The sequence below is a fragment of the Neobacillus niacini genome, from assembly GCF_019749295.1.
Lineage (GTDB): Bacteria > Bacillota > Bacilli > Bacillales > Cytobacillaceae > Neobacillus > Neobacillus niacini_D.
Window position 1 is genome coordinate 123,722 of record NZ_JACWFG010000002.1, and the last position, 23,183, is coordinate 146,904.

Annotated in this window: 20 protein-coding genes and 1 pseudogene; 9 read left to right on the top strand and 12 right to left on the bottom strand. The window is 37.3% G+C overall.

Features of this window, described 5'->3' with window-relative positions:
- Positions 1-33: 33 nt before the first annotated feature.
- Both H0184_RS04265 and H0184_RS04270 read right to left on the bottom strand, forming a co-directional pair.
- Positions 34-2,202, bottom strand: coding sequence for a fibronectin type III domain-containing protein (locus H0184_RS04265; RefSeq protein ID WP_221821698.1), 2,169 nt, complete (start codon positions 2,200-2,202; stop codon positions 34-36).
- A gap of 242 nt (positions 2,203-2,444) precedes the next feature.
- A complete protein-coding gene (locus H0184_RS04270) occupies positions 2,445-3,662 on the bottom strand; it encodes a sensor histidine kinase (protein WP_221821700.1) in 1,218 nt (405 codons plus the stop codon).
- A gap of 539 nt (positions 3,663-4,201) precedes the next feature.
- Here H0184_RS04270 and H0184_RS04275 point away from each other — a divergent pair.
- The 3 genes from H0184_RS04275 to H0184_RS04285 all read left to right on the top strand — a co-directional run bounded on the left by H0184_RS04275 (position 4,202) and on the right by H0184_RS04285 (position 5,943).
- A complete protein-coding gene (locus tag H0184_RS04275) occupies positions 4,202-4,690 on the top strand; it encodes a sigma-70 family RNA polymerase sigma factor (RefSeq protein WP_221821703.1) in 489 nt (162 codons plus the stop codon).
- Positions 4,691-5,119: 429 nt separating this feature from the next.
- Entirely contained in the window at positions 5,120-5,650 is a 531-nt protein-coding gene (locus H0184_RS04280) for a competence protein ComK (protein ID WP_221821704.1), read from the top strand.
- A gap of 71 nt (positions 5,651-5,721) precedes the next feature.
- Positions 5,722-5,943, top strand: a complete 222-nt coding sequence (locus H0184_RS04285) for a helix-turn-helix domain-containing protein (protein WP_221821706.1) — start codon at positions 5,722-5,724, stop codon at positions 5,941-5,943.
- 48 nt (positions 5,944-5,991) lie between these two features.
- On the opposite strand, the gene H0184_RS04290 is transcribed toward H0184_RS04285, so the two are convergent.
- The gene (locus tag H0184_RS04290) at positions 5,992-6,207 is read right to left on the bottom strand and encodes an alpha-L-rhamnosidase C-terminal domain-containing protein (RefSeq protein ID WP_313771709.1); all 216 of its coding nucleotides are present in this window, start codon (positions 6,205-6,207) and stop codon (positions 5,992-5,994) included.
- 57 nt (positions 6,208-6,264) lie between these two features.
- Here H0184_RS04290 and H0184_RS04295 point away from each other — a divergent pair, with 57 nt between their 5' ends.
- Positions 6,265-7,110: a hypothetical protein gene (locus H0184_RS04295; RefSeq protein ID WP_313771710.1), complete on the top strand. Its 846-nt coding sequence runs from the start codon at positions 6,265-6,267 to the stop codon at positions 7,108-7,110.
- A gap of 517 nt (positions 7,111-7,627) precedes the next feature.
- On the opposite strand, the pseudogene H0184_RS28065 reads toward H0184_RS04295, so the two are convergent.
- From H0184_RS28065 to H0184_RS04330, 7 genes and pseudogenes are all read right to left on the bottom strand, one after another.
- A pseudogene (locus H0184_RS28065) lies at positions 7,628-7,786 on the bottom strand (VanZ family protein); the annotation flags it as partial.
- A gap of 265 nt (positions 7,787-8,051) precedes the next feature.
- Positions 8,052-8,612: a hypothetical protein gene (locus tag H0184_RS04305; protein WP_221821708.1), complete on the bottom strand. Its 561-nt coding sequence runs from the start codon at positions 8,610-8,612 to the stop codon at positions 8,052-8,054.
- A 422-nt stretch (positions 8,613-9,034) separates the two neighbouring features.
- Entirely contained in the window at positions 9,035-10,204 is a 1,170-nt protein-coding gene (locus H0184_RS04310; RefSeq protein WP_221821714.1) for an LL-diaminopimelate aminotransferase, read from the bottom strand.
- A gap of 798 nt (positions 10,205-11,002) precedes the next feature.
- The gene (locus tag H0184_RS04315; protein ID WP_221821717.1) at positions 11,003-11,200 is read right to left on the bottom strand and encodes a hypothetical protein; all 198 of its coding nucleotides are present in this window, start codon (positions 11,198-11,200) and stop codon (positions 11,003-11,005) included.
- Positions 11,197-12,249: a GAF domain-containing protein gene (locus tag H0184_RS04320; RefSeq protein ID WP_221821718.1), complete on the bottom strand. Its 1,053-nt coding sequence runs from the start codon at positions 12,247-12,249 to the stop codon at positions 11,197-11,199. Before H0184_RS04320 ends, H0184_RS04315 begins: the two co-directional genes overlap by 4 nt.
- Before the next feature lie 63 nt (positions 12,250-12,312).
- Positions 12,313-12,873: an REP-associated tyrosine transposase gene (locus H0184_RS04325; RefSeq protein ID WP_221821725.1), complete on the bottom strand. Its 561-nt coding sequence runs from the start codon at positions 12,871-12,873 to the stop codon at positions 12,313-12,315.
- Between the two features lie 452 nt (positions 12,874-13,325).
- Entirely contained in the window at positions 13,326-13,472 is a 147-nt protein-coding gene (locus H0184_RS04330; protein WP_221821728.1) for a hypothetical protein, read from the bottom strand.
- Positions 13,473-13,728: 256 nt separating this feature from the next.
- Between H0184_RS04330 and H0184_RS04335 the strand changes: the two genes are divergently transcribed.
- Entirely contained in the window at positions 13,729-14,205 is a 477-nt protein-coding gene (locus tag H0184_RS04335; protein WP_221821731.1) for a PAS domain-containing protein, read from the top strand.
- Between the two features lie 428 nt (positions 14,206-14,633).
- Here the strand turns inward: H0184_RS04335 and H0184_RS04340 are convergent, their stop codons facing one another.
- The gene (locus H0184_RS04340; RefSeq protein WP_221821733.1) at positions 14,634-14,837 is read right to left on the bottom strand and encodes a hypothetical protein; all 204 of its coding nucleotides are present in this window, start codon (positions 14,835-14,837) and stop codon (positions 14,634-14,636) included.
- 260 nt (positions 14,838-15,097) lie between these two features.
- Between H0184_RS04340 and H0184_RS04345 the strand changes: the two genes are divergently transcribed.
- The 4 genes from H0184_RS04345 to H0184_RS04360 all read left to right on the top strand — a co-directional run bounded on the left by H0184_RS04345 (position 15,098) and on the right by H0184_RS04360 (position 18,088).
- The gene (locus H0184_RS04345) at positions 15,098-15,835 is read left to right on the top strand and encodes a conserved phage C-terminal domain-containing protein (RefSeq protein ID WP_221821735.1); all 738 of its coding nucleotides are present in this window, start codon (positions 15,098-15,100) and stop codon (positions 15,833-15,835) included.
- Positions 15,825-16,181, top strand: a complete 357-nt coding sequence (locus tag H0184_RS04350) for a replicative helicase loader/inhibitor (RefSeq protein WP_221821737.1) — start codon at positions 15,825-15,827, stop codon at positions 16,179-16,181. The genes H0184_RS04345 and H0184_RS04350 overlap by 11 nt, the downstream gene beginning before the upstream one ends.
- Complete coding sequence (gene dnaB, locus H0184_RS04355; protein ID WP_221821751.1) at positions 16,168-17,469, top strand: replicative DNA helicase; 1,302 nt, start codon at positions 16,168-16,170, stop codon at positions 17,467-17,469. Before H0184_RS04350 ends, dnaB begins: the two co-directional genes overlap by 14 nt.
- Positions 17,470-17,671: 202 nt before the next feature.
- Positions 17,672-18,088 carry a hypothetical protein gene (locus H0184_RS04360; RefSeq protein ID WP_221821754.1) on the top strand — a complete coding sequence of 139 codons (417 nt, stop codon included), beginning with the start codon at positions 17,672-17,674 and terminating at the stop codon, positions 18,086-18,088.
- A gap of 856 nt (positions 18,089-18,944) precedes the next feature.
- Here the strand turns inward: H0184_RS04360 and H0184_RS04365 are convergent.
- Positions 18,945-22,142 (bottom strand): S8 family serine peptidase, encoded by a 3,198-nt coding sequence (locus H0184_RS04365; protein WP_221821756.1) that lies wholly within the window; start codon positions 22,140-22,142, stop codon positions 18,945-18,947.
- Positions 22,143-23,183 lie beyond the last annotated feature (1,041 nt).

The following is a 23,183-nucleotide window of genomic DNA, read 5'->3' on the forward strand; positions in this document are numbered from 1 at the left end:
TGATTGATGAGAGACATCTGAACTTACCTTTATTTAAGGTCTAGCCCCAATAACCTTGGTCCAACCGCTATATACCTTGGTTGTTCCAACCGTTCTATATGCTCTTACTTTATAATAATATGTTTTTCCGGTTGTTAAACCAGTATTCGTATAGGTTGAGGAAGTCGTACTTTTTAGTAGACTATAGGTTCCAGTGCTGGTTGCAGCTCTGTACACTTCATATCCAGTTGCTCCAGTTACAGAACCCCACGTAACCTTAACGCTCGTTGAACTTGCTCTTGCTGCTGTAAAACTCGCTGGAACGGATGGAATAGGTTTTGCACTAACCACTGTAGAATAATTACTATAAACCTTGGTGCTTCCTACAGTCCTGTATGCTCTGACTTTAATATAATAAGTTTGATTGGTTGTAAGACCGGTCTTCGTAAAACTAGTTGAGGTCGTTGTCGCAATACGTGAATACGTTCCTGTACTTGATGTCGCTTGGTAAACCTCATATCCCGTTGCTCCACTAACGGCTGTCCAGCTAGTTTTTAGACTATTATAAGAAGTGGAAGCTGCTTTCACAGAAGTCGGTGTTAAAGGTATAGCTTTACCAATCGCAACCTTTGTGTATGGGCTGTATACCTTTACTCCGTTTATAGTACGATAAGCTCTTACTTTATAATAGTAATTTGTTCCCGTTGATACCGAGCTGTTCGTGTACGTAAGAGTGCTTCCGCTTGTCACAGTGGCAATTTTGCTATAGGTCCCTGTACTAGCAGTGCTTCGATAGACTTCATATCCATTAGCACCTGGCACACTGTACCAGCTTACTTTAATCTTAGTATAGTCTACAGATACAGCTTGGACAGTTGAATTCACAACGGTAGTTTTAGCGGTTGTACTAGTATTTCCTGCCGTATCAACGGTGTATACACCAATTACGGTTCCTGCCTTTTGCGGTGATACAGTTATGCTATATGCACCATTTTTCACGGTGGCCTCACCGAGCTTTACAGTTCCTGCATAGGCATAGACTTTTGTATTGGAGACTGCCTTTCCAGTAATAACCTTACCCGAATCATACATCGGATCCACACTTGGGGTTTTATCTATAAAACTAGCCTTTAGTTGATAGGTAGCACTTGTGGTTCCACTCCAATTGTATGGGTCGATGTAAAGATAATAGGTTCCTTTTTGAAGACTTGCCTTTAAAACCGCAGTATCCCCAGCTGAATACAGATAATCGTTAGTGATCCTATTTCCATAGATATCAACAAGATAGATAACGTAGCCAGCTGTAACTTTATCCAATGTAATGGCAGCATTGCCATCACTATTCGTCGTAAATTGGTAGACATCTCGATCAATACCAGAATCGCTGCTAGATGAATAGGATTTATTAGAAATCATTTGCATACTTGTTTGTGCTGTATCATTGGTTTCAAAAGTGGTTGCACTTCTTGTAAATGAGCCCGGATAAGTTGCCTTTACTCGATAAGAAGCACTTGTCTTTCCACTCCAATTATATGGGCTAATATATAAATAATAGGTTCCTTGTTGAAGATTCATTTTTAAGACAGCACTATCGCCGCCTGAGTAGGTGTAGTCATTTGTTTGATAGTTTCCATTGCTATCGTAAAGTTCGATTTTGAAGCCAGCAGTGATTTGATCAAGCGTTATGTATACTTCTCCATCTTTATTCGTTGTAAATTTATAAACATCTCGATCAATCATATTTTCAGCAGTGGTACTATAGAATTTTCCATTAGTCATCGTAATACTTGTTTCTGCTGTGTCATTTGGTTCTAATGTGGTAGCATTTCTCGAATACGCAGCTGGAAAGGTTGCTTTTATTCGATAAGTCGCGCTTGAAATTCCACTCCAATTATACGGAGTAACCTCAATCCGATACGTACCTTGTTGAAGATTCGCTTCTAAAACACCCATATCTCCGCCTGTATATGTATAATCATTGGTGATATAATTACCATTACTATCAAAAAGCTGAGTAAGGAATCCACTTGACGTCTTATCAAGTGTAATATAAACTTGTCCATCCTTACTTGTTGTAAATTCATATGTCTGTATAGCACCTTTAGCCAATTTTGCAGTAATCGGGGTCCCGTTTGATATACTGGTTCCCTCTGCAAAGGCTAAGCCGCTAAAGAACAAAGACAAAATGAAAACAAAAAAACTAGCACTTAGTACCTTTTTCACAAAATACACTCCCTATAAAAGAATCATAAATACTTTGATATTTTACTATACGAACAAATACATTAGGAAGAAAGACCTATCGACAATAATCGACAACTAGTTCCTTTTTAGTGAATCTTTTAAAAGTAACTATACACTTTTCAAATAGTACACAATTCTGTATCAAACTATCAGCAACCCACCTGTGAGCAAAACTTCCAAGTGCTTTTGTTAAGAACCGTCCCCATTGCCCTCCTTTTTACTTAATAAGACGGACTAGAAGGGGGAAACCGTATGGTGACTGTCGTTCCATGGCCTATAGCAGATTGGAAGTCAATGGTGCCCTTAAATTTTTCCACAATGGTAAAGCAAACCATCATCCCTAATCCTGTTCCTTTACTTTTTAATGAATAAAAAGGAGTACCTAAAGAGGCAACTTCCGCTTCTGTCATTCCTTGTCCATGGTCAATGACTTTAATGACAACAAAGTCTTTTTCTCTTTCCGCTGTCACTAGAACGACATCCCCAATATCGGAAGCCTCGATTGCGTTTTTAATAATATTTATGAGTAATTGTTTAAACTCTATGGTGTTAGCTAAGATTGTACAATCCTCCGTTACCGTTAGGTCAATCCTGTTATCATGTAAAAGTCCATAAGAATGAAGCAAGTCAGTGACACTCTGGAGAGCAGCCTGCACATTGACCTTTTCCATTACATTTTCTTTATCTGGTTTAGCAATTGATAAAAATTGTGAAATAACCTGTTCCGCTGTATTCAACTCATCAATCATCAAGGTAAACTTCCCTTTTTGATCATCGTTAAAGGAAGAATCTTTCTCAAATAGCTGCAAGAAACCTTTTACCACGGTCAGAGGATTTCTAATTTCATGTGCAATAGCAGCGGTAAGCTGACTGGTTGTCCTCAAACGCTCAGAATGTTGGATTTGTTCATAATATAATTGTTGTTTTTTAATTCTTCCATTCGTTAAATAAAAAATAAAATAAACAATGATCTGACTCGCAACAAAGTTAAAGAAATTTCCTATTGGATCCTCTTCAATAAAGCGGTATTGCACTCCATCCGCCAACAGGATATATCCATATATAATGATGTTCGATATACCGTTTAATAACAAGGAAAAGTAAAAGAGCTTTGAATCAAAATATAAGATGGAAAGTGCTGGAATAAAGCATAGAAAAACATAGGTGGAAGACGTTTCTGGATAAAAGAGAAATAGTGTATAAAAGTAAGTGGATGCAATGACGATGATGATTAATCTTAGAAAAGCAGTACCGTTCTTAGGATATAGCAGTAAACACAGTGACAGGATAAACACCAGTATACTGTGGAATATGTAAACAACTCCAAATTCACCAAAACGCGGGTTATCAATTAACAAACCAGATACCATAATCGCGATTACAATCCAAGCAACAATATAATATATCTTCTCATTAGAATGTTTCGTCTTATATTTCATATAAACTACAAACCCCTTTTAATAAACTATCATTATCGGAAATATCTATACTCTTTTTATGTCCATTCATTCATGCAGTTGGCGTACCCACCATTAGCCTCTCCCTAATATCCTGGAAAGGAAAATGGCACCATATATATTTTACCAGCAATATCTACCAATTTTTACAATATTCTTCGACAATTCTTACCCTTCCTACCGACTGGACGCTGAGCAAAATAACTTTGCCATCCCCCATGAAAATTCGGAGTTCCAATTATCATAAGGTTCCGGGAATTGTAGACTTTTCTCTTACGGAATTTCCTGTCATATACAAAGAGCATTGGGGGTGACCCTTGGTCGCTTATTAACTCTTATACTTTTAAAAATAGAAGTTGATTTGGAAAGCAGTTAGTTCTAATTTGAAGCGAATTTTACGCTTAAAATCTATTTTTCTCTCTTAAATTTAATTTTCTGTGATTCGTAGGTCTTCCACGAATGAATTATGGTAGAGCTACCTAGGAATACAACGGAAGCGCGCTGCCTGAAGGACTTTACCAGTGGAGAGCTTTGACGAATTAGTTGTACAGTATCAACCAATGATTCATAAGATCATTCAATCATTGCACATTTATAGAAATGAAGATGAGTTCTATCAGACAGGTTTAATCGCACTATGGGAGGCGAAACAGTCCTTTAATGAAAGCAAAGGCAGTTTCTCGAATTACGCCTACGCCTATATAAAGGGTAAAATGTTGACGCAGATGACCCGAAACAACCAACACCAAGAAAGACATGTTTTTCCGGAAACAGAATTCTGGGAATGTATCAAAGATCAGGAATCCCCTCTTTTTCTCGAAAAAGAAACCATTCTATCCTATTGCGAATGCCTTACGAAAAAAGAGGCTAAATGGGTATTGGCATCATTTGTGGAGCAGCTAACCAATAAGGAAATAGCGAAAAAGGAGAATGTATCTCTATCTGCTGTCAAGCAATGGAAATCTGGGGCAATTAGAAAGTTACGAGAAAAGATTGCCATTCATCAATAACAGATTTATTTCAATTCGGGCGGTTTGTGGTACTAAACTGCCCGGAAAATCGGAAATTTCGACAAAATTTGATTACTTTCACAGAATATCCACTAATGGTACGCCTATGAGGTAGAAATACTATATTGATAAATGGTATTTTTTGTTTAAGGTTTAATTAATGTTTAATAATTAGAAAAACACTTCTAGAATTACTTTTCAAAGATAGTTCTGATTCCCTTCATTAAATTAAATCACTAAATGAACCTCTTGTTATTCCGTTTGACCTGCCTTTTCGTTACTAGTTCTCTTGACGATCTCAACTTGGATACATACATATAGCAGCATCAACTCTATTCTATTCACTGTGGAGGTGAAAATAACAGGAGCACTTGGCAACAATTAATCGAAAACAAATCCCCATATTTTAAAAATTCAGGAGTGATAGGTTTGATTATTGAACACTACTACATTATTAATAAGAATATGATGTACATGTTTGGGTTAAATGATCGCAATGCAAAGGTTTGTACCCTAGTAAGAGAGCTCCACCGTGTATTCATCGTTGACCGCTCCCCTTTGGAAATACTAGATGATAGTCTTAGAAGTATTGGATTTAATTTAAAAGGGGCCATGGACACGGCCAAAATCATCATTGCGAACAAAATGATGTGCCCTGTCATGCTCAACCATATACATAACATATGTGTCTTTCCCGATAAATCACACAAGCATGAAGATACAATTTGGTTTAATCCATGTCAGATTTTAAGAACACATAGCATTAAACGAAAAACACAAATAGAGTTTCGAAATAGGCTGTCACTCCAAATCGATTCAAGTCTATTTTCTTTTAATCATAAGTTGAAATCAGCAGAGCAATTAAGCAGGATAACCATAGAAAATGCGAATAACCCACAATCCTATATCATTGAGCCGCCAAAAAGGGTCAGGAAAAGAAAATATAAAACAAAGAATTGATAGCGCTGTCAGCTTTCAATCTCAATTAGTTTTTCCCACAAAAAACAACTATAAAAGGGTATAGGTGATCAATGAATACAATTGTTGTTGTAAAGTTAAAAGCACTACTTTTGGAAAAAGGAATGACAATAAGGGAACTTTCTCGCCGCACCGATGTACGCCATGCAGCCTTAAGTGAATTTGCGAACCAAAAGAGGATTATTTCCCACCTCCCCCATCTGGCATGTATAGCGCATGCCCTAGATATTAAGGATATGAATGAAATTATCACCTTTGAAAAAATAGAAGACTAACAAAAAAACATTTAAAACTATCTTTTTAAGACAGTTTTAAATGTTTTTTTAATTGTTTATATTTCTATCAATTGCAGTTGTATTTAAAGGAATTTCAACTTTAAGAGATATTTCAGTTTTCGTAATCTCCCATGAAGAAGAAATGCGCCCATACATTGAATGATGGGATGCACATACATGGGTTAATTCCCCGCCGCCAATTCTTGGTTGAAGACGAATTCGTATACGAAGTACACACTTCTGTAACAATCTTCTACCAATCACCCTGTCCTTTCGCCTTCTATATCCATATATAGAGGGTAGAAAGGGTGGTGCATTTTTGTGAATTTGAAATCAGGCAGAATTGAAGGGTTTGAAGGGTATTCTCAGTTTAAAAGTGTGAAGGAGTTTAATACGCATGTGGAGATGTGGTTAGCGGTGAAGAAGCACGAGTTTTCTAAGGGAGAGGTTATCGGGTTGAAACGGCTGGTTCGTTTTTCTGCAAAAGTACCAGGGGTTTGTAATGCAAAGATTGGGACTTTGTTAAAAGCAATCAATGAAGAATACCATGGAAATGGAATCTCCCGCTCTACATTTAAACGGATGACTTTGAAAGCGAAAGAATTAGGAATTCTCACTATCCATGAAACAGAACGGAAGAACGGATCACAATCTAGCAATCTATATAGTTTTAATCGTTTCCCGCAAAGTGAACCACCAAAAGCGAAAAAATTGAACCACCATAAAGAAACTAATAATCTTTTAAAAACTAATAACCAAAAGAGTACTAAACGTAACGAAGCGTCGATTGAAATCAATCACACTTTTGTTTCTGATAAAGTTCCACAAGCATTTGTTCAACTTGTAAAATACTTCTTTCCTGATGCGAAGACCATTGAAGAATACTGGCGTATGGTACAAATTGCTGCTTTTGGATTTGAATGCAGCCAACACACAGAGGATGTTCTTGCTATTGCCATTCAGTCTTTTAAACAGTTGGTCCGAAAACTAAAATCTACCAAACGTGTAGTAAAACCAATCGCCTTCTTTTATGGCATTTTAATCAATAAATTAAAAGGATTCTATCTTGAGCAATTGCCTGAAGACAGAAATGAGAGTAAGCCATTTCGCTATGTGCTTGGTACAGGTGAAGTCGTGTACTATGATTGGCTGCATGCTGAATCCTAATTGAAAGCAAACCTACAAACCTCGACAAGGTCACCATAGGGTAAATTGATTCTAAGATCAAAAATATATTTATTACTATTTCACTTTTTGACAATTTTCTTTCCCAAATGGAGCTGCAAATGCAGCATTAAAGGCTCGTAACGCGATTCTAATCAATCGTTTAATTAACTACAATTCTCCTAATCAAACGTTTGATTAAATTGCCAGTGAATCCTTTGTTATAGGCTTTTTTGCCCCAATTTTGGTGAGGAACCTGTCGGAATAAACTGGTCATTTCCCCGTTTCTACTCAAGTAGTGACAATAGAAACTAGTAAAAAACAAAACCAGACCAAATTCCACTATTTTGAATACTAACTAAACGTTTGATTAAAAGTACCTTAAACCCTTGATGAGAAAGAATCTTCACCAGTTTTCAGGTAAAAGTTTTGTCGATAAAAATTAGCCTTTTAAACCCACTAGGTGTTCTCTGGAAAACCACGAGACCCTTCCCCATTGTGATATCTATTTTGGTTCTAATCAGGTTCTAATTTTATCAAATAGTTGATAAAGAACAAATCCTATACTTGCACCAAGAGTATTCAAGATAAGGTCATCGACATCAAAGGATCGTATAGAAGTAAATAACTGTATAACCTCAACAAAACAAGAAGTTAAAAATCCTAAAAATGTTACTGTCCAAAATTTGTTTACTTTAAATCATAGTGGAATGGAAAATCCCAAAGGAATAAACAATAGGATGTTTCCAGCGATATTCCTTAATGAATACATAAAACTAGTATGGGTTAGTACACTATGTATACTCTCAAAGGGAATGAGGTTTATACGCTGAAAAGCATCTCCTCTTTCCATGAGTGGATATTCATAAAAAGGGAAAGGAAAGAGGTCGTTACCTTTTAATGTTTTCTATTAAGTTATATTGAAAAATGAACTAGAATGAGAATTATCTTGCCATATAAAACCTTACAAAAAACTTAGTCATTCCATATGCAATCATTGAAATAGTACCATCAATAAAGAATAGATGAACAATATTAAATCCCTGATAGATGGAAACGAATCCTGCCAACATCTCGATAGGTGCAAAACCAAAAGCAATTATAGCACTTAGCCCAGTAGTCCAAATAATGAAAGGTTTTTCTTGATTCAGGCAATATTGATACAGCAGCATAAAGGAAACAGGTATAATGGCAGCTGTTATTCCTAAAGCCTGTGGTAAGAACGGCATAAGGAAGTAATGATGGTCTATATAACCAAGTCTTATAAGTAATAGGTCTGTATAAGTCCATAACATATGTACTGTAAAACCAAAGAAAAGAATTTCAAAGGTTCTATTTCGATCAAGTTTAATCAGCAGCACAATAAGTGGAATAAGTAAGCAGAGTAGGACCACCCAGAACTGCCAGTTTCCCCAGTCAGAATGCTCATGCCAATAAGAATTAATTAAAGAGGAAACTTTTTCACTCGCTATGTTTATGTCTTTCCAATGTTGTTTAACTGACATCATAAAACCTCTCTCTAGAAGGTGAAAAGCTGCTAATATTCGACTAATAGTAGGCTTTTCCATTTTTTTCTACAGGTAATTGCCATGTTATTAAATTAGCCAAGCAACTTTTTTTATACAAAATAAGGTAGTTCTACTCAAACTGTAAGAGTTTGTAAAGAATTGTCTATTTTGGTAAATCTACCCGCCATGTAGACGGAAGAGCAGATGCTTCTCACCAAGTCCAAGTTGAACAGGCAGCAGGACTTAGATAAACTAAAACAGAGCTCCCTTACTTCTAAGGAGCTCTCGTTTTTTAGCTTTCGAACATCCTATCAATCTTCAACAACTCAAGGAATGACAGGTTCGGAAATTTTTATAGAATGGTTTTTTCTACCGATATTTAGGAGAAAAATAAGCCATCAGAACCGTCCCCAATGGTCCTATCGATTCTCATGTAAATAATCTTGTATCCGTTCTGCTGCTTGAGCGAGTCTTTCAGGACTTTGGACGAGTGCGATCCGAACATAACCTTCCCCTTGCCTTCCGAAGGCATCACCAGGAACAACGGCTACTCCTGCTTTTTCTATTAGTTCAAACGCAAATTGACGTGAAGTCCATCCTGAAGGGATTTTAGCCCAGACAAACATCGTAGCCGGTGACTTCGGAACGTTCCACCCGCCTTTCTCAAGTCCGGAAATCAAAATATCTCTTCGCTTCTCATATTCTATTACTTGCTCACGGAGTGCAGTATAATCAGAAGTCAACGCAGTGACTGCTGCCATTTGAATGGGATAAAATATACCGTAATCAATATTGGACTTAAATGAAGCTAATATCTTTAATGCTTCCTGGTTCCCAACTGCATAGCCAATCCGGCAGCCGGCCATATTAAACGTTTTTGACAAGGAATTAAATTCAATTCCCACTTCCTTTGCCCCTTCTACCGACATAAAGCTTATTTGTGGATGTTGGTCAAAAACAAGTTCCGAATAGGCAAAATCATGAACGACTAAAATATTGTATTTTTTTGCAAAAGCGACAACCTCTTCAAAAAATTCAATTGATGCTAAGGCTGTGACGGGATTTCCAGGATAACTAAGAATCATCATTTTTGTTTTTTCTAAGACTTCAAATGGAATTTCATTCAATTTTGGTAAATATCCATTCTCCTCCACTAAAGGCATCGGATAAATAGACCCGCCGGCAATCATGACACTATGTTCATAAATTGGATACCCTGGATCAGGGACCAAAACATAATCGCCAGGATCAATCATCGCAGTCGCCAAATGGCTTAGACCATCTTGAGACCCCATTAGCTGTAATATTTCATTCTCAGGATTGAGATCAATTCCATAGCGTTGTTTATAAAAATAGCCAACTGCTTCATGAAATTCATCAATCCCCTTCAATGTATAACCATATTTAGTTGTATCTTTACTGTATGTAACTAACGCATCAACAACATGAGCAGGCGGCGGCAAATCCGGACTGCCCACACTTAAATCAATGACATCAATCCCCCGCCCAATAGCCTCACGTTTTTTATTCGCTAACTCAGTAAAAATACTCACAGCCATTTGTTGTGTTTTTTTAGAAGCAATCATCATCTACAATCACCTAAATTTTTATAATATTCAATCTCTTAAATTCTACCATATTAATAAGAGCCATGGGGGGGGTTCCCATGACTCTTATGGCTTTAATGGTCTTTAGAACACCTTTACACTAGTTTCTTTTTCGACATATCATTCCCACAAAAGAGGCATAAACTTTGTCTTAACAGCATTTAAGGCCATTCTAATCAAACGTTTGGTTAAAATAAATTTTACTAATTAATCGTTTGTTTAAATAGAGCTTAAAGCCTTGTAACAAATGGACTTTGACCAATTTTCAAGAGAGTAAATTGTCATATAAAAGTTGTGGTAGTTAGGAATCGCCTGCAAAACAGACAAAAGAAATATATAAGATATATATTATTACAATTAATAACAAGGAATGATCCCATCAAACGTTTAATTGAAAGTCTAGTAAACCCGCTTTTGTTATGCTTTCGCCTGTTCCTCTAGCAAATTTTTTGTCAGAAAATCCATTCAGTACCTTTTCCTATCTAATCTATTTTTCCTAGAGTCAAATCGAGTACAAATTACAGGAATTGTGCTCCCCCAGTAGAACTATGGATCAATTTACCAATCTTTAGTGGATGCGGCGAATTTATCATAAATTCTAATAGACACGAATTCATAGATTCATAATATTCTTCCCCTTAGTGGGTGATTGGAACAAAAAGGAACCAGCATATAATAATCACTGATCCCTTTCTTTAAATTATTTTATTTTGTCCGCTATTGGACTTGGAAATCCATATCCAAGATGGAATAAAACCTATTGTAGTTTATATAAGTTAGTTAATTATTTCTAAATCTAATTTTAAATTTTGATCTTTTTGGTCGGGAGTTAAAGGGATTTGTGGGTTTATACTTTACTGCTACATCAATGTCCTTTTGCAGTTCATTGCCTTCTTGAATCAAATTATGAGCCTCAGTCAAAATCCTATCAATATCATTATAACCAGTTTTCTTTATGGAATTTACCATAGTTGTCATTCGTTCTCCCCTCCCTCAACAGCCATATCATTTATATTCATTTTATCATACAAAAGAATAAACGTGCACATTCTTGCGTAAAATTCAACTGTTCTTAAATCTGCTTCATTAAAACCATTTTCCGATTCGGATTGAAGGCAGAGTACCCCTATTATATTTTCATCAACCATTAAAGGAAACCCTAATATGGAACCTATTGGAGTTGCAGGCATACCGCCGTCTAAAAAACGCTTATCGCTCTCTTTTATATGATTTACAATTTCAGCCTTATCTTTTCCCCATATATAGCCAGCAAATCCTTCATTTTTATTAAAATATCTTTTTGCAATTGACTCAGCATTAATCCTAACACTTTCTTTAATTGACAGTTTATCCTTATTTACTTCAAACAAAGAAATAGATTTATCAGATTGGTCTTTTTCAAGAATCGTAATACATTCTTCAAGTATATGATTCAGCATTTTTTCTACAAATCTTTTATCATCCGTTTGATATAAATAATTAACTGAACGTAATAAACGGTTAGAATTATCATTATGTCTTAACAAAACTCTTAACTTTGAATCAAATTTTTTAATTGCCTCGCCTAACTGGATTGAATTTTGCTGACTTCTTTTTAATAGCGATTTATTAAAATTATATTGGGTTAAAAGCTCCCTATACTTTCTTCTAAGTAGTATTGGTCCTTTAGTAAAGTTTGAATCATAAAATGGATTTGGAAAGTTTGTCACTGCTGTACCAATTTCATTTTTCTCACTTGACCTCCAGTGATCACCTAGAATCTTTGTTAACCTCCATACAAAATAAACAACTCCAACATATTTAACAACTATTAGCCTGTCAACCTGAAGTAACTCTGTCTTATTAAGGATGTCAGCAACTATACCTAAAAATCCATACAAAATCGCAACAACCAACATAAAAGCAGTTATATAACATGCAAATATTAGCAGTTTTGATATGGAATTATCTAATTCAGAGTCTTTTCTTCCGTTAGCCCCAATTTGAGCTTCTTCATTATTCTGACTTTTGCCATCATTACTGTTCATACATACCTCCAATTTCCTTAATCAACTATTATTTTGTTTGGTTACTATCATAGTCAGGCATTTCTATTCCTTAGGATGAATAGCACCTATATACTGACAGTACTTTTCTTTCTTTTCCTCAATGGTTCCAAGGTAATAATCTAATATACTATCAATTTTCATATAGGACGGTCCCACAGTATGTGGATTCCTAAACAAATGGTAGCTGCTCCACGGGTAATATTCTGGCTTCCTGACCATTTTTGCCTTTACAGGATTTAAGTGAATATAACGGCTAACTTCTAGCATCCCTTCTTTATCTACAATCATCTTGTCATAAAATCTTTTTTCATAGACATGTCCCGTTAATCGGTACTTGGTATTGTAATAATTGGCATAGCGCTTGTTGATCAATCCCATGAGTTTTGAAAAAGAAGCGTCTTTTGAGCGAATGAGAAGATGATAGTGGTTGGTCATTAAACAGTATGAGGCAATCTCAAACGGTATTTTTTCATGGAGCTGGTCAAGGATATGGAAAAAGGCACTGAAGTCAGAAGCGTTTCGAAAAAGCGGGTCGCGGCGATTGCCACGGCAAACGATATGATAATAACGGTAATTGATCCAAACCCTGTGTGGGCGTGCCATTATGCCTCCCTCGCAATACTTAGTGGTTTTGAAACACCTCTGCGTCTTAGTGTCATAGCTTCCCAATTGTAGTGGTGAGTTATCTTGTTCTCTCCGGCCAAGTCTAAAATGGTTCATATAATTTTTCATCGTTTATAGTAAATACAGAGATTAACGAGAAATGGCCTTGGGAAAAACGTTGAATAATGCCTTAAATTACATAGTGAAGGTTTTTTCGAGAAGTTATTGCTGAAGATATTATACGAGGTATTTCCATACTATATTTCTACAATATATTAGAAAATCCTGCAAAAACTGTGATAAAAATATAAGAGAGTGCCGGTGTAACGGAAGGTTCTAAATTCCTTCTCACCTGGAATAACTTTGTGTATAATGGACATATAATAAAAAAGAGAAGTGCTACCAACACTTCTCCATGCAGCCTCGACCGTCAGGGTGGTGGTTGTCAATGTTTATATTTTATCTGAACCACCCTTTTGCTTTCGTCGGCGCAGGGTGGTTTCCTTGTATTCTAGAATATTTTTTCGAAAAAAGAATGCACCTAATTCCCGCACAATTCCCTTCAGAACTTCTCGTAGAATTTCAAGAAACATTTCCATGATCATCACCTCCTTTCCTAAAAGGAAAGAAGTTCGACAACCACCCACCCCAACAATATTAAGCTGCACCTCCATTCTATCACTCTTTACATATCTAACAACCTAGCAATCTTCGACAAAAGTCGGGGAGTGACAGGCACCGTGATATATATCACAACAAATATCACTGAAAACAATTATCATTTAATTAGGAACCATATTACGTCTTACTCACTAATATTTGTACTTTATTATTCTCATAAAGGAGTTTTTATATATGTCTGTAGAAAAATTGTCTGATTTAATTAGTCCTGAAGCGGTAATTAACTTTGAAACTGGTGCGATTAAAGCAAGCACCTTAGATGCAATCATCAATCTTTTGCCATTTGAAATGGGCTTTTGCGATGCCAACGATATTTTCCGCTGGTATTCAAATAATCCGCACCGCGTGCACGGTCGCCGTAAAGAAGCGATTGGTCTCCCTGTGCTTGAGCTTCACCCAAAAGTGGCTCATCACGTTGAAAAATTGTTGAATGATTTCCGTTCAGGAGCACGTGACGAATGGGAATTTTGGTTCCCAAAACGCCATGGTGAAACCGGCCAAATTTACCAAAAGTTTATGGCCGTACGTGATGAAGATGGAAAATACCTTGGCTGTATGGATGTGACTATTAATATCGACCTTTTCAAAGGAAAAGAAGGTAAAAACACCCCTGAAACCATTGACGAATTTATAGCTGTTAAGCCTGAATGATGCAGCCCTAGGCAGCCATGGGGCCGGTTCTCATGGCTGCTTCTTAGGCTTATAAACTTATTATTCTGCGAACCCATTAGTAACTAGATTCATTGGTATCACTTTCTTGGGAGGTCCTCTCTATTTCCTTTCACCACCTATAAAAGCCATTAGAACTGCCCCCCTCAACAAATTGAAAGCGGCGCGACATAAACCCTAGATTACCAGCGTTTAAAGAGACCAGATTCGCTATCGAATCTGGTCTCTCCTTTTTATATCGAATTTACAGTACAATCAATCTTCGACGAAACTCGAGGAGTGACAGGCACCGGAATTGAATTCAAAAGCTTGTACATCACCGCAAAAGTAACATGCACACCCTATATTCCTCTTTGTAGCTGGATCTCTGTAATACGTTTCATAGTCTCCACAAACTGAACATTCAACTTTCATGTATGACTTCTCTTGGTCCCAGCCTCTACCGTCAGGGTGGTGGTTGTTAAGACATATTCTTTAGGCGAACCACCCTTTTGCTTGCTACGGCTGCTGGTGGTTTTCTTATTATCCAAAAGACTTCTTAGAACAAAATGAGCACTTACTTCACGCACAACTCCTTTCAAAACCTCAATCAGAAATTCAAGAAATGTTTCCATAATTATCACCTCCTTTCCTAAAAACAGAAAGAAGAACGACTACCAATATCCCAACAATATTAAGCTGCACCTCCATCTATCACTGTAACAACCTATCAATCTTCGACAAAAACCGGGGAGTGACAGGCACCGATTTTTTTTCACCAACCTGTCCTTTTCCCTATCTTTTCTATATATAGAAGGTGAGAAAACAGTGAGCAGCTCGAGGATACCACTCCGAAGGGCATCACTGTTTCGATGAAAGAAAAGGAGAGATTGAGATGAGTACGTTGTTGATTAATGAAGCTCCATTGATGATTGTTCCGTCTTTGGCGGTGAAGATTGGAATGAATGAGGCGGTGGTTCTGCAGCAGATTCATTACTGGTTAAGGATAAGTAAGCACACAATTGAAGGGAAAAAGTGGGTATACAACAGCTATGAGGATTGGCAGAAGCAATTTCCCTTTTGGTCTGTAAGTACCATTAGACGGACGTTTTATTCGTTAGAAAAGAGCGGTGTTGTGGTATCGGACAATTGGAATGCTATGAAGCTGGATAAAACGAAATGGTATACGATCAATTATGAACAACTAGTAGAAATCGAGCAAAGGTGTGAGCCTTCCTCGGCTCAACCTGAACCAGTGGAATTATCAGACTCGACTCCTTTACAGTTCAGCTTGGACCAAGCAATACCAGAGAGTACTTCAGAGATTACAACAGAGAAAAAGACTATACCGTATGCGGACATCATTCAGTACCTAAATGAAAAGACCGGCAAGAGCTTTAAAGCAGATTCCAGGAAAACAAACCACCTCATTCAAGCCAGATTTAACGAAGGCCATACACTGGAGGATTTTAAAAAGGTAATAAATTTAAAGTCAGCAGAATGGCAGCTGGATGCCCGGTGGAGTAAATTCCTCCGACCTGAGACTTTATTCGGAACGAAGTTTGAATCGTATCTTAATCAGCAGCTTGGACAAAAGAACTTATCGGAGGAGGCTTTTAACCTTGAAGACTAAACGAGAAACATACGCGCTGCTTGAGCAAATCAATCTTTATTACGAGCAGTTTCAAATCACTCAGCAAAAAATTGATAGCTGGCATGAGGTATTACTAGATTTCTCTTATGAAAAGTTACAGCGTAATCTCCTAAAGTATGTGACGTATTCCAGCTTCCCGCCGAAAATTTGTGATCTTATCTCAGCTTCAGACAGAATTTCACGCGCCATTCCAGACGTGACGGAGACTTATGCACAGCTGATGAATGACCAGCCCCCTGCTAATAAGGAAGTGATTAAAACGGAGCTCGCAAATATATGTAACATTCTTGGCATTCAGAGGGAGGATGAAAATGGAGAGCTATGAAGGCAACAGTCAAAGGGTAGAAGAAGCCTTTGTCGGTTCGTTCTTCTTAGACAATGAGCTGGCAAAGGGCTGTTCCATTCAACCGAAACAGCTCTTCTCTCCCTTCTTAAGAAACCTTTATACTGTGATTCAATCGTTAGCAAAAAAAGGACAACCAATCGACCCGGTAACGGTTCTCGACGAGATTGGAGGGGAACAAATTGGCAGTGTCGGAGGGATGTCATATCTCTTCTACCTCGCAGGTAGCGTCCCTTCGATTGCACACTTTCATACATATGAAGACGCTGTCCGCAGCCATGATAAGCGCCGGAAGGCCCTTGCTTATGCGGAGGAATTCAAAAATAAAGTCATGGATGGAGACATTGAACAGGTAGTTAGTGAAGGAATCCACCAATTAATGGAATTAGAAGACCTTCAAACAGATGGACAAGACAGCGGTGAAATCTCCCCTAGTTTAATTGAATTATATAGTGAAGGCGAGCGTGATCTCGGTGACATACCTGGCTGCTCCTCCGGTTTTGGCAAGCTTGATAAGCTGACTGGCGGTTTCCAGGAGTCTGATCTAATCATCATCGGTGCCCGCCCAAGCGTAGGAAAGACCGCTTTTGCCCTTAACTTAGCGCTTCACCATGCCATTCAAGATGTCAGTGTGATTTTCTCGCTTGAAATGTCTAAAAAGCAGTTGTTAAAGCGCGCTGCCTGTATTTGCGAAGAAATTAGTTCGGTGAAACTCCGAAATCCCTATCGTTATTTTTCGGAGGATGATTGGGGTAAATACACGAATGCGCTTAGGAGGATTGCGGGCAGCCAGCTGCATATTTTTGATAAAGCCGGCATGGATGTGAACTATATTTATTCGAAGGTGCGCAGGCTGCGGAAGAAATATGGTGATACTGCACGATTACTCGTGATCATTGATTATCTTCAGCTCATTGATGGGGACAGCAAGCACAAAGGAAATCGTCAGGCGGAGATCAGTGAAATCTGCCGGTTCTTAAAGAAGCTGGCACGAGATTTGAATGTCAGTGTGATTGCTCTTTCGCAGCTAAGCCGCGGCGTAGAGGCCAGGCAGGATAAACGCCCCATGCTTTCGGATCTTCGTGAGAGCGGCCAGATCGAACAGGACGCAGACACCATCGCCTTCCTCTACCGAGATGATTATTATTCTAAAGACAGCAAGCAGGCAAATAAAATAGAAATTATTCTCGCCAAACAGCGAAATGGCCCGATTGGGACGATTGAACTGGAGTTTAAGAAGGAATATGGGAAGTTTGTTGATCTGTCTTGATTGGTTTGGAGTCCTGAACTTCATAGTGGACCTACACCATCTCTCAAACCTATTAGATGACATGAATGGACTACTTTCAACAAATTTAAATTAATCAAACGTTTGATTAGAACTAGGATAACCCCTTTTGAAATATGAACTTTAAATGATTTCCAGGGAAATTTATTGTCGAAATAAAAATATAAGAATGGAGTGATGGAAGATGAAAAAGGAATCAATGGTATGTACTGACTTTTGGATTGACTCAGAAGGTGTGATGATGACCCCGCAGGATAAGTATTTTTATTTATATCTTCTTTCGAATTCAAGAACAAATCATATAGGAGTCTATAAAATTACGAGAAGACAAATGGCTTTTGATTTGGGCTATACGATTGAGACGGTTAACTTGTTAATGGAACGATTCATTCAGCACCACAAGCTGATACGTTACAACCCTGAATCACGAGAAATCGGTATTAAAAACTGGGGGAATCATAATCCTTATGACAATTACAAACACGTATTGGATTGTATGTACTACGAATTAAAGGGTGTCTGTGATCCCTCCCTGATTCCATATGTTACACAGTCCATTCAAGGGCAGGAAATTCGCGGCCTATATGAATCTTTTTGTTAATAAGGTTGATGTGTTTGATGTTATGTACCAAACGGTCAGACCATTCGCTGACTAGCCAGTATTTAAGAAATCTTATCCGAAGTCAGATTCACATTGCTCCCAGCTGCTGATGCGGTTGGAACTTGAAAGTTTGCTAAAATAATAGTAAATAAAAATGCTAAAAAAATATATACCTTTTTCACTTTCTTCCGCTCTCCCTTTTTTATAAATCTCTTTGTCTAAAAATTATTATTCCACTACCTTTGAACCGCTCTTTCCTCCTATTTTTTGGATACAGAAAAATATAAACACATTTTAAACCAATTTTCACCATTTTATTATATAAAATCACCTACGTCCTTTGAACTATAAGTAAATAAAAGGAGAAGAGAGTCGCCAATGAAAACTCTCTCTCCTTTTATGCTTTAACCTAAAAAATCATCTAATTGTAATTGGTAAAGGCTTGACGTACAACTCTCCATAACTGGAGTTAGAATCAAACCTAATTTGGTAACTACCTACTGGCACATCAGCCGGTATGTTCAGACTGACCTGGAAATGACCAATAGCATCAGAATATACATAACCATATGGCTCATTCCAGCCACTTAATTCATCACCATTCAAATCAATGTAGACGTACCCCGATTCATTGAGTGGGAATTTTTCTCCCGTTACTTCTAGACTTCCATTTACCGTTGGTGCAGCTTTCATATTAGCTGTTGTTGGAGATATTGATATTTTTCATTGAATATCACTACTAAACTATGATTTTGAAACAATACTGTTCATTCACTGATAAACGATTAAAAATCATAAAACGACCCTCTTGTAAAACAAGAGGGTCACTTTTTAATCTTTTACTACTTGAATACTCTTATCCTTTATAGGTATACCATGCATTCTGAATTCCTGTTTCTTTTCCGTCTATCGTCCAGGTAATTGGATTAGCAATTGTTGATAGTCCCTCTGCATTTGCCGCTACGCTTTTTGTTTGTGTTGGTTTCGTCACTTTTATAACGGCTGACTGTTTGGAAACTGATTTTCCTTCACTATCCTTTGCATATACCTTTACTCGATAATCCCCGGCTTCTTTTGGTGTCCATTTTAACGTCTTACTGCTTGAATATGGGTAAGTTGCTACTTTTGTTGTTCCTTTATAGACATACCAAGCATATTTGACTCCATTCCCCTTTCCGTCTACCGTCCAGGTAATGGGTTTATCAACCGTTGATGTATCCTTAATATTTGCCGTTACGCTATTGATTTTGACAGAATTCACTGTTATAACAACGGACTGTCTAGAAACCGATTTTCCTTCACTATCCTTTGCATAGACTTTTACCCGATAGTCCCCGGCTTCTTTTGGTGTCCATTTTAGTGTCTTACTGCTTGAATATGGGTAAGTCGCCACTTTTGTTGTTCCTTTATAAACATACCAAGCATACTTGACTCCATTCCCGTTTCCGTCTACCGTCCAGGTAATCGGTGTATCTACCGTTGTTGAACCCTTAATATTTGCCGTTACACTATTGATTTTGACAGGATTGGTCACTTTTATAACAACGGACTGTTTAGAAACCGATTTTCCTTCACTATCCTTTGCATAGACCTTTACCCGATAGTCCCCGCCTTCCTTGGGTGTCCATTTTAACGTCTTATTGCTTGAATATGGATAAGTTGCCACTTTTGTTGTTCCTTTATAAACATACCAAGCATATTTGACTCCATTCCCGTTTCCGTCTACCGTCCAGGTAATCGGTGTATCTACCGTTGTTGAACCCTTAATATTTGCCGTTACACTATTGATTTTGACAGGATTAGTCACTTTTATAACAGCTGACTGTTTGGAAACTGATTTTCCTTCACTATCCTTTGCATAGACCTTTACCCGATAGTCTCCGCCTTCCTTGGGCGTCCATTTTAACGTCTTACTGCTTGAATATGGGTAAGTTGCCACTTTCGTTGTCCCTTTATAGACATACCAGGCATACGTGACCCCTGTTCCGTCTACCGTCCAGGTAATCGGTGTATCTACCGTTGTTGGCCCCTTAACATTTGCCGTTACACTATTGATTTCAAGTAGTTTTTCTCTATCCCCACTTATTTTTACATTATCAATATACACCCCATTATATGTTATAGAGGAATCTGTAACGATTCCAAATCTCATTTTAAAATTACTTACTCCATATGAATGATCTAATGTAATAGATTTGTTTCTCCAACTTGGTTGGTTTCCTGTTGCGGTGTCTTTAACTGTCCAAGTTTGTCCACCATCCTTACTCACTTCCACCCGAGAGTAATCCCAGCTATTCTCTAATTCCAACCATTGATCCCATGAAACATTAATTAACGATTTGACACCTGTTAAATCAATAGTTGGTGATTCTATATAACTCTGTTCACCACTATTATAAGAACCATTAAGATTTGTTCCCCACACTTTTGTTACACTGCTTGTTGGCCCGATTGTCGGCGTTCCCCATTCCCAAGAAGAGTTACTAGTGCCCGTTTTACTATACCGACCAGTATCCTTTTCGAAGTCTTCTAGGTAAATATCAACAAGTTCGTTAGAATTTAGCATCCACCCTAAATCGATTCTAGGCTTCGTAATACCATTTGTATCTCTGACAGGTTTCCCAGTATTTTCAAGCATTTGGGCGATTTCATCTACTGATGCATTGGGATACTTTTCTTTTATCACTGCCCAGGCCCCAGTAACATGAGGAGCTGCCATAGAAGTCCCTGACTTATACCCAAACCCGCCACCATTGATAGATGAATTGATAAAATATCCAGGTGCTAATAAATCTATGAAACTAGCACTATTTGAAAAATAAGTAACGTTATCACTATTATCTGTAGCACCTACTGTAACTGCTGTTTCAATACATCCCGGAGCACCAACAGAATCTTTATAAGATTCATTTCCTGAAGAAATTACAGTTGCTATTCCTATCGACTTTAAATTATCAATAATACCTTTTCTAGGATCACTACACGTACTGTAGTACCTCCCACCACCTAGACTCATATTAACGGCGGAAATCTTTATTTCAGAACTTAATTCATAAACTCTTTCTAAGGCACGTATCTGATCAGAGGAGTAACTCATAGCACAAGGTGCACCATTACACTGATAGGAGGGAAATTTAGAAAAAACTTTTATTGCAATAATGTTAGCATCCTTAGCAACGCCTGAGAAGCTTTCTCCATTACCTGCAGCGATCCCCGCAACATGTGTGCCATGCCCACAGCCACTAAGTCCTGAACAATCTAGCCCTGAATTTATTTCGACTGATTGAGAAACACCGCTTGGACATAACGATTCAATACCAGAGTAATAATTATTCGTTGAATAACATGCCTCAGAGATTACCTTTCCTGCCAAAAAAGAATGACTTTTATCAACGCCTGTGTCAAGAATAGCAACGGCTTGACCTTCACCTGTAAAACCTTGTGACCAAGCTGCATCTGCATTTATTACATTTGTGCTTTCAGCTAAGCTTGGGAAATCAATACTATTCCCTTTTTCCTTTGTATTCATTTGTTGGTCATTTACGGCACTTTCCTTTTCTAGTGGCAGACCTACTAGCATAGGGATATCTTCAACAATACTTTTTACATTTGGATTTTTATGTAAAGCATCTAATCCATTCTCATCTACCTCAAGGGTAATATATGGTACTGTCTTAAAAGTTTTTACTGACTTTGCTTGTTCTGGTAATATACTCATTAAATCTTCTTTTACAGAATCTTGAACAGTCTCAATTTGTTTTCGTTGTTTTGATTTACTCTCTTTTGCTAGTTTCCCTTCGGGTTGAAAAGAGGTATTAAGCTCAATAATGACCTTAATAATTTTCTTATTTTTGTATTTACTTTTTAAGCTTTGAACCTCTTGACTCTTTTGCTCAGAAAATACATCCTGATTTTTTAAGACCACCATTTGTTGGGTAGCAGTCTCTTCTAGTGGTACCTCTTCTTTTTTAATTGTTTCAGCCCACACGTTTGGAGCTACTAAACTAGAAAACAACAATAAAATTACTACAATCTTCAATAACTTACTAGACATACACACACCCGCTTCAATTTTATACTTCCATATAGTTCCATAATAATAGTACCACAGGACTATACATAATTGATATTCCCAAAATTTGTTTTTGATGATTGTTACCTTTCTTTGGATTAGAAGTTAAAAAGGCCAATCCAGATAACATTTTCCATTTTCAAATTTATCCTTAACTACATCCCGCTTTGTTTCACTTGAATACACGTGTTTGCCCACGCAAAAAAACCTCCGATTTAGTACTTTTAATCAGGGTACCTACCATTTCTACTTTATATTGCCATTATGATTGGCACCGTTATTCTAAGTGCAGCTCTGACTGTACTTGCCAACTCTATTTAGTTTTTTTTCTTATACTATCAATTAATAAATAACTAGGATGTTAACAAAGTTAACATCCTTTTCCGTCACTTCTTCTCTCTCCTTTCTGAGTAGATAAATTTCAAATTTATGGAGCAAATTTCAACAAATATTGTTCTCATTTTGCTCTAGTAAGCTTATCATAATAGGAAAAAATGCATTTTTAATCAAACGTTTGATTAACCTTAAATGAACTAATTAATCGTTTGATTAGAATCTCGGGGGGAGCCTTGATATCAAGGCGTTTAACAAGAAAATGGGGTGTTATTAAGTAATAAGATTGTCGAGGACAAGAACCATTCTTTACATCCTCTTCCACGTTTAATAAAATTCCAGGTAAAAGTACTCGGGGAATGATAGGAACTGGAAATTTACTTTCAACTATCTATCTAAATACTATTTTTAGGTGTCTACTTTCATATATTTCAACCTCTTTATCATAATACCCTATAAAGGGTACTACCAATTTACCACAAAATATAAGATAGGTACTTTAAGCAATTTATCTCTACTAAAATACTAATTGATTACCTAACTTTTACCATTCTTTATATATTAAGTCCAAAAATAGGGTGCACCAAGTTAGTATGGTGCACCCTCTCTGAAATTCTATTATTACCTATGGTTTGTAGATGAAGTTAAATCCACCAGATATTTTCACTGCCGTGATTTTCTTCGGTGATA

Excerpts from the sequence above, each read along its gene's own strand:
- H0184_RS04360 (WP_221821754.1), top strand. The coding sequence starts at position 17,672 with ATGAAAAAGGAATCAATGGTATGTACTGACTTTTGGATTGACTCAGAA.
- H0184_RS04330 (WP_221821728.1), bottom strand. The coding sequence starts at position 13,472 with ATGGAAATGTTTCTTGAAATTCTACGAGAAGTTCTGAAGGGAATTGTG.
- H0184_RS04305 (WP_221821708.1), bottom strand. The coding sequence starts at position 8,612 with ATGTCAGTTAAACAACATTGGAAAGACATAAACATAGCGAGTGAAAAA.
- H0184_RS04335 (WP_221821731.1), top strand. The coding sequence starts at position 13,729 with ATGTCTGTAGAAAAATTGTCTGATTTAATTAGTCCTGAAGCGGTAATT.
- H0184_RS04315 (WP_221821717.1), bottom strand. The coding sequence starts at position 11,200 with ATGACAACTATGGTAAATTCCATAAAGAAAACTGGTTATAATGATATT.
- dnaB (WP_221821751.1), top strand. The coding sequence starts at position 16,168 with ATGGAGAGCTATGAAGGCAACAGTCAAAGGGTAGAAGAAGCCTTTGTC.
- H0184_RS04270 (WP_221821700.1), bottom strand. The coding sequence starts at position 3,662 with ATGAAATATAAGACGAAACATTCTAATGAGAAGATATATTATATTGTT.
- H0184_RS04320 (WP_221821718.1), bottom strand. The coding sequence starts at position 12,249 with ATGAACAGTAATGATGGCAAAAGTCAGAATAATGAAGAAGCTCAAATT.
- H0184_RS04345 (WP_221821735.1), top strand. The coding sequence starts at position 15,098 with ATGAGTACGTTGTTGATTAATGAAGCTCCATTGATGATTGTTCCGTCT.
- H0184_RS04365 (WP_221821756.1), bottom strand. The coding sequence starts at position 22,142 with ATGTCTAGTAAGTTATTGAAGATTGTAGTAATTTTATTGTTGTTTTCT.
- H0184_RS04285 (WP_221821706.1), top strand. The coding sequence starts at position 5,722 with ATGAATACAATTGTTGTTGTAAAGTTAAAAGCACTACTTTTGGAAAAA.
- H0184_RS04325 (WP_221821725.1), bottom strand. The coding sequence starts at position 12,873 with ATGGCACGCCCACACAGGGTTTGGATCAATTACCGTTATTATCATATC.
- H0184_RS04310 (WP_221821714.1), bottom strand. The coding sequence starts at position 10,204 with ATGATGATTGCTTCTAAAAAAACACAACAAATGGCTGTGAGTATTTTT.
- H0184_RS04340 (WP_221821733.1), bottom strand. The coding sequence starts at position 14,837 with ATGGAAACATTTCTTGAATTTCTGATTGAGGTTTTGAAAGGAGTTGTG.